Source organism: Saccharothrix texasensis, assembly GCF_003752005.1.
Lineage (GTDB): Bacteria > Actinomycetota > Actinomycetes > Mycobacteriales > Pseudonocardiaceae > Actinosynnema > Actinosynnema texasense.
The window spans coordinates 8,845,369-8,858,434 of sequence record NZ_RJKM01000001.1; the positions used below are offsets into that span (position 1 = coordinate 8,845,369).

At 73.5% G+C, this 13,066-nt stretch carries 10 protein-coding genes; 3 read left to right on the forward strand and 7 right to left on the reverse strand.

Annotated elements, in window-relative coordinates; translation table 11 throughout:
* Window positions 1–41 precede the first annotated feature (41 nt).
* The gene (locus tag EDD40_RS39445) at window positions 42–866 is read left to right on the forward strand and encodes an SDR family NAD(P)-dependent oxidoreductase (protein WP_123747402.1); all 825 of its coding nucleotides are present in this window, start codon (window positions 42–44) and stop codon (window positions 864–866) included.
* Between the two features lie 54 nt (window positions 867–920).
* On the opposite strand, the gene EDD40_RS44670 is transcribed toward EDD40_RS39445, so the two are convergent.
* Complete coding sequence (locus EDD40_RS44670) at window positions 921–2,030, reverse strand: lytic polysaccharide monooxygenase (protein WP_123747403.1); 1,110 nt, start codon at window positions 2,028–2,030, stop codon at window positions 921–923.
* 314 nt (window positions 2,031–2,344) lie between these two features.
* Here EDD40_RS44670 and EDD40_RS39455 point away from each other — a divergent pair, with 314 nt between their 5' ends.
* Complete coding sequence (locus EDD40_RS39455) at window positions 2,345–5,041, forward strand: nSTAND1 domain-containing NTPase (protein ID WP_123747404.1); 2,697 nt, start codon at window positions 2,345–2,347, stop codon at window positions 5,039–5,041.
* A gap of 46 nt (window positions 5,042–5,087) precedes the next feature.
* Here EDD40_RS39455 and EDD40_RS39460 read toward each other — a convergent pair whose 3' ends face one another.
* Together EDD40_RS39460 and EDD40_RS39465 are read right to left on the reverse strand one after the other, a co-directional pair.
* On the reverse strand, window positions 5,088–5,789 hold the full coding sequence (locus EDD40_RS39460; protein ID WP_123747405.1) for a hypothetical protein: 702 nt from the start codon (window positions 5,787–5,789) through the stop codon (window positions 5,088–5,090).
* Window positions 5,790–6,091: 302 nt separating this feature from the next.
* Window positions 6,092–6,670, reverse strand: a complete 579-nt coding sequence (locus EDD40_RS39465) for a TetR/AcrR family transcriptional regulator (protein WP_123747406.1) — start codon at window positions 6,668–6,670, stop codon at window positions 6,092–6,094.
* A gap of 79 nt (window positions 6,671–6,749) precedes the next feature.
* Here EDD40_RS39465 and EDD40_RS39470 point away from each other — a divergent pair, with 79 nt between their 5' ends.
* Window positions 6,750–7,727 (forward strand): alpha/beta hydrolase, encoded by a 978-nt coding sequence (locus EDD40_RS39470; protein WP_123747407.1) that lies wholly within the window; start codon window positions 6,750–6,752, stop codon window positions 7,725–7,727.
* A gap of 122 nt (window positions 7,728–7,849) precedes the next feature.
* Here EDD40_RS39470 and EDD40_RS39475 read toward each other — a convergent pair whose 3' ends face one another.
* The 4 genes from EDD40_RS39475 to EDD40_RS39490 all read right to left on the reverse strand — a co-directional run bounded on the left by EDD40_RS39475 (window position 7,850) and on the right by EDD40_RS39490 (window position 13,030).
* The gene (locus EDD40_RS39475) at window positions 7,850–8,908 is read right to left on the reverse strand and encodes a LacI family DNA-binding transcriptional regulator (protein WP_246038221.1); all 1,059 of its coding nucleotides are present in this window, start codon (window positions 8,906–8,908) and stop codon (window positions 7,850–7,852) included.
* A gap of 91 nt (window positions 8,909–8,999) precedes the next feature.
* Window positions 9,000–10,760 carry a glycoside hydrolase family 35 protein gene (locus tag EDD40_RS39480; protein WP_123747409.1) on the reverse strand — a complete coding sequence of 587 codons (1,761 nt, stop codon included), beginning with the start codon at window positions 10,758–10,760 and terminating at the stop codon, window positions 9,000–9,002.
* An 82-nt stretch (window positions 10,761–10,842) separates the two neighbouring features.
* A complete protein-coding gene (locus EDD40_RS39485; RefSeq protein ID WP_123747410.1) occupies window positions 10,843–12,189 on the reverse strand; it encodes an ABC transporter substrate-binding protein in 1,347 nt (448 codons plus the stop codon).
* A 31-nt stretch (window positions 12,190–12,220) separates the two neighbouring features.
* Window positions 12,221–13,030 carry a carbohydrate ABC transporter permease gene (locus EDD40_RS39490; protein ID WP_123748623.1) on the reverse strand — a complete coding sequence of 270 codons (810 nt, stop codon included), beginning with the start codon at window positions 13,028–13,030 and terminating at the stop codon, window positions 12,221–12,223.
* Window positions 13,031–13,066 lie beyond the last annotated feature (36 nt).

Below are 13,066 nucleotides of genomic sequence, written 5' to 3' on the forward strand. Positions count from 1 at the left end.
ATCGAGACGGAACGTATCGTCTCACAACTTGGGGAGACACCATGACGCGCGACCGCAGTCGTACCTGGTTCATCACGGGCGCCTCGCGCGGCTTGGGACGCGCGTTCGCCGAAGCCGCGCTCGCGGCGGGCGACCGGGTCGTCGGCGTCGCCCGCGACACCACGCCGTTGGACGACCTGGTCGCCGAGTCCGGCGGCAGGCTGGTCACGTTCCCGCTGGACGTGTCCGACCGGCACGCGGTCCTCGCCGGCGTGCAGCGGGCGTTCGCCGCGTTCGGCGGGCTGGACGTCGTGGTCAACAACGCCGGTGGCGCGTTGCTCGGCATGGTCGAGGAGGTCACCGAGGAGCAGGCGCGGGCCCACCTGGACACCAACTTCTTCGGCGCGCTGTGGGTGAACCAGGCGGTGGTCCCGCTCCTGCGGTCACAGGGCTCGGGCTACATCGTGCAGGTCTCGTCGATGGGGTCCGCCGGTGGCTTCGCGGCGACCGGCCTGTACAGCGCGGGCAAGGCCGCGCTCGACGCGATGAGCGAAGCGCTGGCGATGGAGGTCGAGCGCTTCGGGATCAAGGTGACCATCCTGCAGCCCGGCGGGTACCGCACCGACCTGTTCACCCTCGGCCTGACCACGACCGGGGAGGACCCCGCCTACGCGCCGCTGCGCGCCTGGCTGAACGAGCTCTGGGGCGAGTCCGAGGACTTCGACCCGCGGCTGGCCGCCTCGGTCCTGCTGCGGGTGGTCGACCTGCCCGAGCCGCCGAAGCGACTGGTCCTGGGCGGCGCGGCCTACGGCATGGTCGAGGAGATGGCTCGGGCGCGCACGGCCGAGCTCGCCAAGTGGGAGCACCTCAGCCGTCAGGCGGGCTGACCCGGGCCGGTCCGCCCGCCGCCGTCGGGGGCGGCGACGGGCGGACCGACGGGATCAGGACGCGGTGCAGACCAGGGTCGGGGTCCCCGCCGTGCCGGAGGCGACGAAACCGAACGTGGTGCTCGCGCCCGCGCCCACCGCGCCGTTGTAAGCGACGTTGCGGGCGGTGGTCGTGGACCCGCTCGTGGTCAGGGTCGCGCTCCACGAAGAGTTGATCCGCTCACCGTTGGCGAACGTCCAGCTCACCGCCCAGCCGGAGATCGCCGTGGCGCCGGCGGTCACGCGCGCCTCGACCTGGAAGCCGCCGGACCACTGCGAGGTCACCCGGAAGGTGGCCGAGCAGCCCGCCGAGGGGTTGCCCCCGGTGGTGGTCGTGGTGGTGGTCGTGGTCGTGGTGCTGGTCGGAGTGGTGGTCGTCGTGGTGCCACCGCCGGTGAAGTTCACGTCGCTGCACGCGTAGTAGCTCTGGTCGAGGTGGCTGGCCTGCCACACCGTGAACAGCACGTGGTGGCCGGTGCGGCCGGGCGCGTCGACCTCGACGGGCGTCCGGGAGCCGGTGGGGATCTTGCCGGTCTGGCCGACCAGCTCCAGGTCGCTCCACTTCAGGGCCTGGGTCTTGGGGTCGAAGCCCTGCTTGGTCGCGTAGACGCGGATGTAGTCGGCGCCGTGCGAGGACGTGTCGTTGAGGTTGAGGGTGAACCGGCTGGGCTTGCTCGGGGCGACCCACGCGCCGGGCTTGTCCATCGCGGCGTAGCGACCGTTGAAGGTCAGGCCGCCGCTGCACAGCTGCCCGTCCGGGATGGCTCCCTGGTGGTTGCCGGCGACGCCTTCGCGGAACAGGCCGTTCCAGTTGTACATGGCCGAGGGGTCGGCCTGCCACGCCTGGTAGCACATGGGGTCCTCGGTGGCCATCTGCTGCGACGGGCCGTTGGGCCAGCGGTTGTAGCAGCCGTAGTGGCGTGACGGCGGATCGCTGACCGCGCCGTGCGCGGAGGCGTTGCCCGCGCCGAACGTGACCAGCACGGTCGTCAGCAGGGTCAGGCAGGCGCCGAGGACCGCGGACGCCCGCCAGGCGGCGGACCTGCCGCGGCCCGGCGCGGCCTCCGTCGTGGTGCCCGGTGCCCGGCGAGGCCGGTCGGGGACGTCTGGGGAGAAGCGAAGCATGTGGACCGCCAAATCTTCGTTGATCGACGACGTGGAATCGCGCGGGGTGCCTCCGCTTGACTCTGGGAGCGCTCCCAGAGCGGTGTTAGTGTCAGGTGGTGCCACCTGGTCGGCATCCGCCATTCGGGTTACGACCGCACAAAGCGGCCATGCGGACCGAACGCGTGGGACGAATCGGGTGCCGCGCTTGAAGCCGTTCGGGGTCTTGCGCAACGTTGCGCAACGTGACACGACGTCGGACGGCGACCTTGCCGTGGCGATGCCCACCGGTGACCTCCGACGGGCAGTGTTGGGGGCGTCGAAGGGGGAGCAGGGTGCCGCGCACGGAACGGCCGCTGGTCGAAGAGGACACCCCGGTGCTGAAGTTCGCCGGCGACCTGAGGCGGCTGCGACGCGGCGCCGGGCTGCCGTCCTACCGCGAACTCGGCCGCCTGGCGAACTACTCGCCCGCCGCGCTGTCCGAGGCGGTGGCGGGGCGGCGGCTGCCCAGTCTGGCGGTGACCCGGGCGTTCGTCCGCGCGTGCGGGGGGGACGTCGAGCAGTGGACGGCCCGCTGGCGCGAGCTGGCCGCCGAGGGGCCGGACGACGGCGACGCGCCGTACGTGGGACTCGCCGCCTACCAGGTCGCCGACGCCGACCGGTTCTTCGGTCGCGAGGCCGAGGTGGGCAGGCTCCTGGCCCTGGTGCGGGAACGGCCCTTCGTCGGGGTGTTCGGCGCGTCCGGCGCGGGCAAGTCGTCGTTGCTGCGCGCGGGACTGGCCGCCCGGTGGGACGCGCACCTGGTCGTCACGCCCGGCGCGGACCCGATCACCGAGTTGGCCGCGGCGCTCGCCGACGACCGGTCCGCGGTCGAGGTGCGCGCCGAGCTCGCCGCCGACCCCGAGCACCTGCGCGTGCTGCTGCGCCAGGCCGCCGACGACCTGCTGCTCGTGGTCGACCAGTTCGAGGAGGTCTTCACCCTCTGCCGGGAGGCCGACCGGCGCTGGCTGGTGCGGGCCCTCACGCACGCCGCCGGCGCCGCCCACGTCGTCATCGGGGTGCGCGCCGACTTCTACGGCCACTGCGCCCGGCACCCCGAGCTGCTCGAAGCGCTGCACCGCTCGCAGTCGCTCGTCGGCCCGATGAGCGCCGAGCAGCTCCGCCGCGCGGTCGTCGAACCCGCCGCCCGCCAAGGCGCCTCGCTGGAGAACGCCTTGGTGGCACGCCTGATCGCGGACGTCGCCGCCCAGCCGGGCGCGCTGCCGCTCGCCTCGCACGTGCTCGTCGAGACGTGGCGACGACGTCGCGGCGCGGTGCTCACACTGACGGGCTACGAGGACGCGGGCGGCGTCGAGCACGCCCTGGCCCGCAGCGCCGAACAGGTCTGCGAAGCCCTGTCCGAGCCGGACCGGCAGGTGGCGCGGCAGGTATTCCAGCGGCTGGTCGCGCCCGGCGACGGCACCGAGGACACCCGCCGCCGCGTCGCCCGCGCCGAGCTGGAGGCGGGCGACGCGCTCCTCGACCGGCTCGCGGCGGCCAGGCTGATCACCCTCGACCGCGACACGGTGGAGCTGACCCACGAGGCGCTGCTGCGCGCCTGGCCGAGGCTGGTGGGCTGGCTGGACGAGGACCGCGAGGCGCTGCGCGCCCACCGCAGGCTCACCGACGCCGCCGACGCCTGGCGCGCGCACGACCGCGACCCGGACGCGCTCTACCGCGGCGTCCACCTCGACCAGGCGCGCCGCCTGTCGTCCCGCCTCAACGCGGCCGAGCGCGAGTTCGTCGACGCGGGCCTGACCGCCGAACGGGACCGGGAAGCGGTGCGCAAGCGCGCGGTGCGCCGGCTGCGCGTGCTCGTCGCCTGCCTCGGCGCGCTCGTGCTGCTGCTCGCCTCCACCGTCGTGTACGCGGTCGGGGCCCAGCGCGACGCCGCCCGCGAACGCAACCAGGCGCTGTCGATGCGTGCCGCCGACAGCGCCCTGGACCTGCTGGCCCGCCCGCGCGACGCGGCGGCGCTCGCGCTGGCCGCGTACCGCGTCGCACCCACCGCCCAGGCCCGCGACGCGCTCCTGCTCGCCCGCGCCGCGGGCACCGCCACCACCCTGGACGGCGGCTACCTGCGCGTGCCCGGCGGCATCGCCGTGACCCACGAGTTCGGCCCCGAACCCGGCTCGCCCGGCATCAACTACCGGTTCTGGACCGGTGACGGGCCGAGCAGGCGGCGAGCCGGGGCGATCCCGATCCCCTCCACCGGCTTCCTGAACCTCATCAGCGGCGACGAGCGCACCGCGCTCGTGGTCGTCCGACCCGACGAGTTCCAGCTCTGGGACATCGGCGACCCCGACGTGCCGAGGCTGACCACCACGATGAGGGCGTGGCCGTTCCCCGAGGGCATCGACGCGGCGGGCACCCTCCTGACCGCCGTCGAGGACGGCGCGGCCGTGCACTGGCGTCCCGGCGACACCGCCCGCACCCGCCTGCCCGCCACCGGTGTCGAGCACGCCGTGCCGTTGCAGGACGGCGCCGGCGTGGTCCTGGTGCGCCGCGAAGGCGACCGGCGCCACGTGGAGGTGTGGTCCCTGGACGGGCGCTCCACCCCGGTCCTCAGCCGCTCCGCCCGGCTGGGGCTGGTGACCGGTCCGGCGGGGCTGCTCGCTGTCTCCGACCTCGACGGCGGGCGGCTCACCGTGCTGGACGGGACGACGACCGTGCTGGAGGCGGACGGGCTCCCGGAGATGGCCGTGGTCGAGTTCTCGCGCGACGGCCGCGCCGTCACCGCGCTGCACCGCGAGTCGGTGTGGCTGTGGGACCTGGCCGGCGGGGAACCGGTGTCGCTGCGCGCGTCCGGGGTGGAGTTCGGCTCGGTGCGCTACGAGGGGGACGAGCTGCTGATGGTGGAGCTGCGGCGGGGTGCGCTGTGGCGGCTCGCGGTGGACGTCGACCGCGTGGTGCGCGACGTGTGCGCGGACCTGGTCGACGTCGACTGGGCGGCGCACTTCCCGGGCGTCCCGCCACGACCGCTGTGCCCGTGACAGGGCCGGGCGGGAGGGAGACCCGCCCGGCGCCTGCCGCGGACCGTCAGGCGAGCCGGTAGGCCCGGATCACGGTCTGGCTCAGCTCGCCGCCCCGGCCGTCGGTGGCGTGCACGCGCAGCGAGGCGAACGTCCCCGGCTCGGCCCGGTTGCCCACCAGCGCCGCACTGCCCAGCACCGGCAGGCTCACCCAGGTCGCACCGTCGTCGTAGGACACCTCCACGCGGAAGTGGCGCAACGGCGGGCTGTCCACGCCGCGCTGCCGGTCCACCACCAGCGGCACGGTCAGCGGTCGGTACGCGGGCGCGCTGCCCGCGGCGTCCAGCTCCGGGGTGAACCGCACCACCGACATCGGCAGCCGGCGCTCGCGGGTGGTCGTGTCCGAGCGGAACGTCCAGTCCACCGTGATGCGCGTGCTGAAGTCCGAGACCTCCGGCGCCCGCGTCACCTCGGCCCGCGCCCGGAACACCGCGGGCCCCGGCGGCACCGGGAACGCGCCGTGCCCGCTGCTGTCGTTCTCGCCGACCAGCTCACCGTCGCGGTACAGCGCGGTCCGCGCGGAGGTGACCTTGGAGTAGCCCTCGTTGCCCTCCCGGTCGCCGAACAACGACAGCGAGAACGACACCTCGTCCCCGGTGCGCGCCAGGTTCGGGTAGCCGCCGGAGTACATCACCGGGCCGATGACGGGCGCGCCGAACGATCGGTCGTAGGTCCGGCCCGCGCCGTACCGCTCCTGGTTCGCGCTCATCACAGCTCCTTCGTCGAGGAACGGCGACGTCCGGCGTCGCGTCCCGCCACACCTTGCCGGGACGGTCCTGCGCTCGTCCGGCGGCGTCGTGCCCCGCGCGCCGCCGTTCTTGCCAGTGCGGCGGCCGGCGCCAATGCCACTGCTCGTCGCGCCACGGGACCTCCCTGTCCGCGGGGGAGGAGCCCGTGCCGCGGACGGTGAACGCGGCACGGGCTCGGTTACCGGTCCCGAGTCAAGCGGCGGCGGGCGTGTTCAGGTTCGCCGGGAGCAGGCTGAACAACGAGTTGTGAACACCGGCGTGGTCAGGCCGGTCCGCCGGTGTCGGCGAAGTGCCGCAGGATCATCCCGGTCAGCGCGTCGACGTCGGCGTCGACCATCGGCACGCCGGTCATGCCCATCCGGTGCAGCAGGGTGCCGACGATGACGTCGATGAGCAGCAGGACCCGGTGCTCCGGCTCGTCGAGCGCGTCCTGGAGCACGATCCGGTACGGGTCCTGCAACCGCGTGGACAGGACCTCGCGCAGGCTCGGATCGCTGACCGCGTCGACGAACACGCCCGCGAACGCCGCGCCGATCCCGGGCTCGCCGATCTTCGCCGCGATCCAGCGGATGGCCGAGGAGATGTCCTCGCGCCGACTGCCGCCCCCCAGCGGCACGGGGCCCAACGCGTCCACGAGGCAGTCCGTGATCAGCGCGCCCTTCGACGGCCAGCGCCGGTAGATCGTCGTCTTCGCGACGCCCGCCGCCGCCGCGATGCGGTCCATCGTCGCGCCCGCGTAGCCCAGCTCGCGCACGGTGCCCAGGGTCGCGGCGAAGACCGCGGCGTCGATGCCGGCGCGCGGGCGGCCGGGCGGCTTGGCGTGCGGTGTCGCTCGGGTCATGGTCGAACGATACCGAGTTGCGCTACGATCGGTATCGATACCGCCGGTAGCGAAACCCGGTGGTCGAGGAGGGGGACACATGGACCACGTGACCGGCGTCGCACGGCCGCCGCTGGGGATCCGGCTGCTGCACGCCCTGCGGAGAGAACCCGACTGGTCGGCCATGACGGACGGGGAGCTGGCCGCCTTCCGCGACGCGGAGAACCGCAAGCGGGCGTCCCGCCTCATCCGGGTGATCACGGGGCGACCGGACCGGGGCGCCGTGATCCGGTGGCAGGACGTGGCCCTGCCCGACCGGGCCCTGCGGGTCCGGGTGTCCCGACCGGCCACCGGGCACGCCGACCTGCCGCTCGTGGTGCACGTGCACGGCGGCGGGTTCGTCGGCACCGCGGCGCAGAGCGACTGGGTCAACAGCCACCTCGCCACACGGCTGCCCGCCGTCGTCGTCTCGGTCGAGCACCGCCTCCTCGCGCCGGGGACACCGCTGCCGGCCGCCGTCGACGACGGTTGGGACGTGCTGCGGCACGTGGTGCGGGACGCCGCGCGATGGGGTGTCGACCCGGCGCGGACCGCGGTGTTCGGCGAGAGCACGGGTGGGCTGATCGCCGCGCTGGCCGCGATCCGCGCCAGGGACTCCGGTCTGCCGCTGCGGGCGCAGGTGCTGGCCAACCCCGCCGTCGACCTCACCGGGGCGATGTACGACCACGCCTCGATGACCCGGCACGCGGACAGCCCGACGTTGACCGTCGAGCAGATGCGGCTGTTCCACCGCCTGGCCGTGCCGCCGGGAACGGATCCCCGGCCGCTGTCGCCGCTGCACGCCGACGACCTGGGCGGGCTGGCCCCGGCGCTCGTGGTGGTGCCGACCTTCGACCCGCTGGCCGACCACGGCCGTCGTTACGCCGAAGCGCTGCTCGAAGCCGGGACGCCAGCGCGGCTCGCCGAGCACCCGGGCGCGACGCACGCGTTCCTCAGCATGCCGAACGTGGTGCCGCAGGCGAAGGCCGCGCGGGCGGAGGTCGCCGGGTTCCTCAGGGAGCACCTCGCGTCGGCCTGACCAGGGCGGGGGAGCGACGACCGCCGTGGACGGGAACCCGCGAAGAGTTGTCGCGCCGCGTCGGCCGTCACGCCGGCTTCTGGCACGCGTCCCGGCTGGCGGCGGTCACGTGAGGTGTCCGGTCAGGCCGGCGGCGGCGCGGTGCTGGCGCGGACGACCAGCCGGGTCGGGACCAGGGTGGTGCCCGGCTTGGTGCGGCGGTGGTGCACCTGGCGCAGGACGCGTTCGACGCAGCGCCGGCCGACCTCGGTGAAGTCCTGGTGCACGGTGGTCAGGGGCGGGATGAACGAGGTGGTGTCGGGGATGTCGTCGAACCCGACCACGCTGATGTCGCGCGGCACCACCTTCCCCTTCTCGTGGAACGCGCGCAGCAGGCCGAGGGCCATCTGGTCGTTGGCCGCGAACACCGCCGTGCAGCCGGGCTCGTCGGCGAGCGCGAGCCCCACCCGGTAGCCGGAGTCGGCCGACCAGTCGCCGCGCGCCATCGCGGGCACCGGCAGGCCGGCTTCGACCAGCGCGTCGCGCCACGCCTCGGCGCGGCGTTCGGCGGCGTAGGAGTCCTCGGGGCCGGCGACGTGCCAGACGGTGCGGTGGCCGAGGTCGAGCAGGTGGCGGACGGCCTGGCGGGTGCCGTCGGCCTGGTCGGTGTCCACGACGGTGTAGCGGTCGCCCCCGTTGGAGTCGACGATCACGGCCGGGATGCCGAGCGGGAGGGTCATGGTGGCCGCGTCGAGCAGGTGGACCTCCATGATCACGATGACCGCGTCGACGGCCAGCTCGCCGAGACGCGTGAACGCGCCGAGCACGCCGTCCTGGGTGGGCACGGCCACGGGGATCAGCGTGATGGCGTAACCCTCGTGCGCGGCGTGGTCCACTATGGCCTCCAGGGTGCGGCTGTTGCCGACCGTGGAGAGGGTGAACAGGATGACGCCGATGGTGCGGAACTCGCCGTACTTGAGCGCGCGGGCCGCGCTGTTGGGCCGGTAACCGAGGCGCCGCATGGCGTCCAGCACCTGCTCGCGCGTCGAGCCGACGACGCTGGGGTGCCCGTTCGACACCCGGGACACGGTCTGCGCCGACACCCCCGCCATCCGGGCGACGTCGGCCATCGACACCCGACGGGCCGGCGCGCGCCGCGCGGCGGGCTGCCGGGACGCCCCGGACGTGGATTCCGCTGTCACGTCAGGGCTCCTCCCACCGGGCGCTTCGGCGCCGTGTGGCGCGTGGCCACTATAGCCCGCGCCCGACCAGGCTTGTTTGCGCAAACATCGATCAGGCCTCGGTGTGGCCGAGCAGCGGTCGCGGCACGAACCGGGCCGTCGGGTCGGTCAGGGCGGCGAGTTCGAGCACGACCAGCTCGTTGCCGTCCGCGCGCAGCACCGGGCCGGGCGCGTACAGGGTGCGCTGCGGGCCGCGCGACCAGTAGCGGCCGAGGCAGAAGCCGTTGACCCACACCACGCCCCGACCCCAGCCGCCCGTGTCGAGGTGGAGGTCGCCGGGCCGGTCGAGGTCGAACCGGGCGCGCAGGAAGACCGGGCCGGCCACCGCCCCGGGCACGGGCGTCGTGCCGTCCCGGCCGGTCCACACCGGCGGCGGCGCGTCGAGGGCGAGCGGGAGGACGTCCCACCCCGTCAGGGGATGCCCGCCGAGGGCCGCGCCGCCGATGAGCCCCTTGGGCTCGCCGATGCGCGGACCGTAGTTGACCCGGCCGTGGTCCTCGACCAGGACCGCCAGCTCACCGGCCGCGCCCGGCAGGCCGAGGGCGCGTTGGTGGTGCTCGCGCAGCAGCACGCCGACCGGCCACCCGTCCAGGAACACCGAGGCGTGATCGCGCACCTCGCCGAAGCACAGCACGGCGGGGTCGGTGGCCTCGACCCGCGTGGTCGCCAGCGCCAGCCGCGGCGCGCCGGGCAGGTCGTCGAGCGGGGGCACGGTGTCGTGGCGCTGCCAGGAGGTCGAGCGCTTCGACCAGTCGAGCAGGGGCACCGGGTCGGTCAACGGCGCGGTGAGCCGCGGCGTGGGTCGCGCGGCGGGCGGCGGTTCGTCGGGCACGTCGTGGTGGCGGGCGATGACCTCGCGGAACGCGTGGTACTTGGCGGTGGGGTCGCCCGCTTCGTCCAGCGGCGCGTCGTAGTCGTAGGAGGTGGTGGTCGGCTGGTAGGTGCCCTTGTCGTTGGCGCCGCTGGTGAAGCCGAAGTTGGTGCCGCCGTGGAACATGTAGACGTTGACCGAGGCGCCGGCGGACAGCAGCGCGTCCAGCTCGGCGGCGCTGTCCGCGGCCGAGGTGGTGTGGTGGTGGCTGCCCCAGTGGTCGAACCAGCCGTCCCAGAACTCGGCGCACATCAGCGGACCGGTCGGCTGGTGGCGGCGCAGCGCGGCCAGGCGCTCGACGGCGCGGGAGCCGAAGGACGCCGTCAGGTGCAGCCCTTCCAGGCTGCCCGCCGCGAGCATCTCGTCCGTCGGCTGGTCGATCGTGGTCAGCGGCACGGTGATGCCCGCGTCGCGGGTGTGCTCGGCCAAGGTCTTGAGGTAGGTCTTGTCGTCGCCGAAGGCGCCGTACTCGTTCTCGATCTGCACGAGGATGACCGGGCCGCCGTGCTGGACCTGGAGCGGGGCCACGACCTCGTAGACGCGGTCGAGGTAGGCCTTGACCGCGGCCAGGTAACGGGGTTCGGCGCGCCGCACGCCCACCTCCGGGTCGCGGAACAGCCACGCGGGCAGACCGCCGTTGTCCCACTCGGCGCAGATGTACGGTCCGGGCCGCACGATCGCGCGCATCCCCGCGTCGGCGACCAGGCGCAGGAACCGGCCGAGGTCGAGCCCGCCGGTGAGGTCGAAGGTGTCCGGGGTGGGCGCGTGGGCGTTCCAGGCGACGTAGGTCTCGATGGTGTTCAGACCCATGCGCCGGGCCTTGTCGATGCGGTCGGCCCACTGGTCGGGGTGCACGCGGAAGTAGTGCAAGGCCCCGGACAGGATGCGGAACGGCCTGCCGTCGAGCAGGAAGTCGCGCTCGCCGATGCTGAACTCGGGCACGGGATCAGGTGTTCCTTCCGGGTGTGGCGCGGGGTGTGCGCGGTGGGCGGGACGGCCGGGTGAGGGCCGTCCCGCCGCCGGGTCAGCCGTTGACGGTGAAGCCCTGCTGGTTGCCGTAGTCGACCAGCGCCTTCTGCCAGTCGGTCAGACCCGGGTCGAGGCCGGTGGCGTCGGCGTAGGACTTGCCGACGGTGTCGTTGAAGATGCTGTTGGCGTAGAGCTGGTAGGGCAGGTAGCTCCAGCCTGGCACGACCTGGCCGGCCGCGGCGGTCAGGACCTGGTTGACCTGCTGCCCGCCGAAGTAGGGCGAGGCCTCGTCCTTGAACGCGGAGGAGCCCAGGTCGGCCTTGGTGGCGGGGAAGCCGCCGCTCTCCAGGAACGGCTTGACGCCGTTGCCGTTGTTGAGCCAGCGCACGAACGCCGCCGCGAGCGCGGGCTTCGCGCTCTGCTTGAGCACCGACTGGCCGCCGCCGCCGTTCTCCGCGGTGACCGGTGCGCCGCCGTCGTAGGTGGGCATCGGGGCCACGGCCCACTTGCCCGCGCCGCCGGGCACCGACGACTCCAGCACGCCCGGCATCCACGCGCCGGTCGCCAGCGTGGCGATCGTGCCGTCACCCAGCGCCTTGTACCAGGCGTCGGACCAGCCGGGGATCGACGAGACCAGCTTCTCCTCGACGAGCCGGTCCCAGGTGGCGGTCCACTTCTTGGCGCCCTCGTCCTGCAGGTCGATCTTCACCGACTTGCCGTCGGTGGTGAACGGCTTGCCGCCCGCCTGCCAGATCATGCTGGTCGCGAAGCCCGCGTCACCGGTGTCCGAGGTGATGAACTTGGTCGGGTCGGCGGCGTGCAGCTTCCTGGCCGCCTCGACGTACTCGGTCCAGGTCTTCGGCACGGTGATGCCGTGCTGGTCGAAGAGCGCCTTGTTGTAGAACAGGGCCATGGGGCCGGAGTCCTGCGGCAGGCCGAACAGCCCGCCGCCGACCTTGACCGAGTTCCACGTCGAGGGGGTGTAGTCGTCCTCGAAGGCGTTGAACCCGTACTGGCCCAGGTCGACCAGCGAGCCGGTCAGCGCGAACTGGGGCAGCGCCTGGTACTCGACCTGGGCGACGTCGGGCGCGCCGGAGCCGGCCTTGATGGCGTTCTGGAGCTTGGTGTAGTGGTCGTTGCCGGTGCCCGCGTTGACGTGGTTGACCTTGACGTTGGGGAACTCCTGCTGGAACGCCTCGACCTGCGCCTTGGCCGACGGGGTCCAGCTCCAGTAGGTGATCTCGCCGCCGTCGCGCAGGGCGGCGTCGACCGCGTCCTGCGTGCCGGTGGCGCCGCCCGGCGTCGTGCCGCCGTCGCCGCCGGAGGAGCACGCGGAGAGCGCGGTGGCGAGGGCGGTGGCCAGGACTACGGCCACCTGGCGACTGCGCCTGGTGGGTGACATGGGGAGGTCCTTTCGCGGCGGTGGGAGAGGCTCACTGCTTGACGCTGCCCGCGGTCAGGCCTGACTGCCAGAAGCGCTGGAGCAGCAGGAACGCGATGACGAGCGGGACGATGGTGACGACGGACCCGGTGATCACCAGGTGGTAGATCGGCTGCGCGCCGACGCCCGAGGCCTGGGCGCTCCACTGGTTGAGGCCGACGGTGAGGGGGTACCAGTCGGGTTCGCTGAGCATGATCAGCGGCAGGAAGTAGTTGTTCCACGTCGACACCACCGCGAACAGCGCGACCGTGACCACGCCGGGCGCGAGCAGGCGCAGGGTGACGGTGAAGAAGATCCGCAGCTCGCCCGCGCCGTCGATGCGGGCGGCCTCCAGCAGCTCGTCCGGCACGGCCTCGGTGGTGTAGGTCCACACCAGGTACAGGCCGAAGGGACTGACCAGCGACGGGATGATGATCGCCCACGGCGTGTTGGTCAGCCCGAGGTTGCTGAACATCAGGAACGTGGGCACGGCCAGCGCCGTGCCGGGGATGGCGATGGCGCCGAGCAGCACCGCGAACACCGCGCGCCGGCCGCGGAAGCGGTACTTGGCCAGGCCGTAGCCGGCGGCGGTGGCCAGCGCGGTCGCGCCGCCCGCGCCCACCACGACGTAGAGCAGCGTGTTGCCCAGCCAGCGCAGGAAGATGCCGTTGTCGTGGGTGAACGTCTGCCCGATGTTGTCGAACAGCGCGAACGTGCCGCCGAACGCCAGGCCGGACGTCGAGAGCAGGTCCTGCTGCGTCTTGGTGGCGCTGATCAGCAGCCACGCCAGCGGCACCAGCGTGTAGACCAGGTACACCGCCATGACGGTGGTCAGCACCCGGGACTTGCGGGGCCGGAG

Bases quoted from the DNA above. Each gene is read 5' to 3' on its own strand.
- EDD40_RS39490 (WP_123748623.1), bottom strand. From the start codon at position 13,030: ATGGCGGTGTACCTGGTCTACACGCTGGTGCCGCTGGCGTGGCTGCTG.
- EDD40_RS39465 (WP_123747406.1), bottom strand. From the start codon at position 6,670: ATGACCCGAGCGACACCGCACGCCAAGCCGCCCGGCCGCCCGCGCGCC.
- EDD40_RS44670 (WP_123747403.1), bottom strand. From the start codon at position 2,030: ATGCTTCGCTTCTCCCCAGACGTCCCCGACCGGCCTCGCCGGGCACCG.
- EDD40_RS39485 (WP_123747410.1), bottom strand. From the start codon at position 12,189: ATGTCACCCACCAGGCGCAGTCGCCAGGTGGCCGTAGTCCTGGCCACC.
- EDD40_RS39460 (WP_123747405.1), bottom strand. From the start codon at position 5,789: ATGAGCGCGAACCAGGAGCGGTACGGCGCGGGCCGGACCTACGACCGA.
- EDD40_RS39445 (WP_123747402.1), top strand. From the start codon at position 42: ATGACGCGCGACCGCAGTCGTACCTGGTTCATCACGGGCGCCTCGCGC.
- EDD40_RS39470 (WP_123747407.1), top strand. From the start codon at position 6,750: ATGGACCACGTGACCGGCGTCGCACGGCCGCCGCTGGGGATCCGGCTG.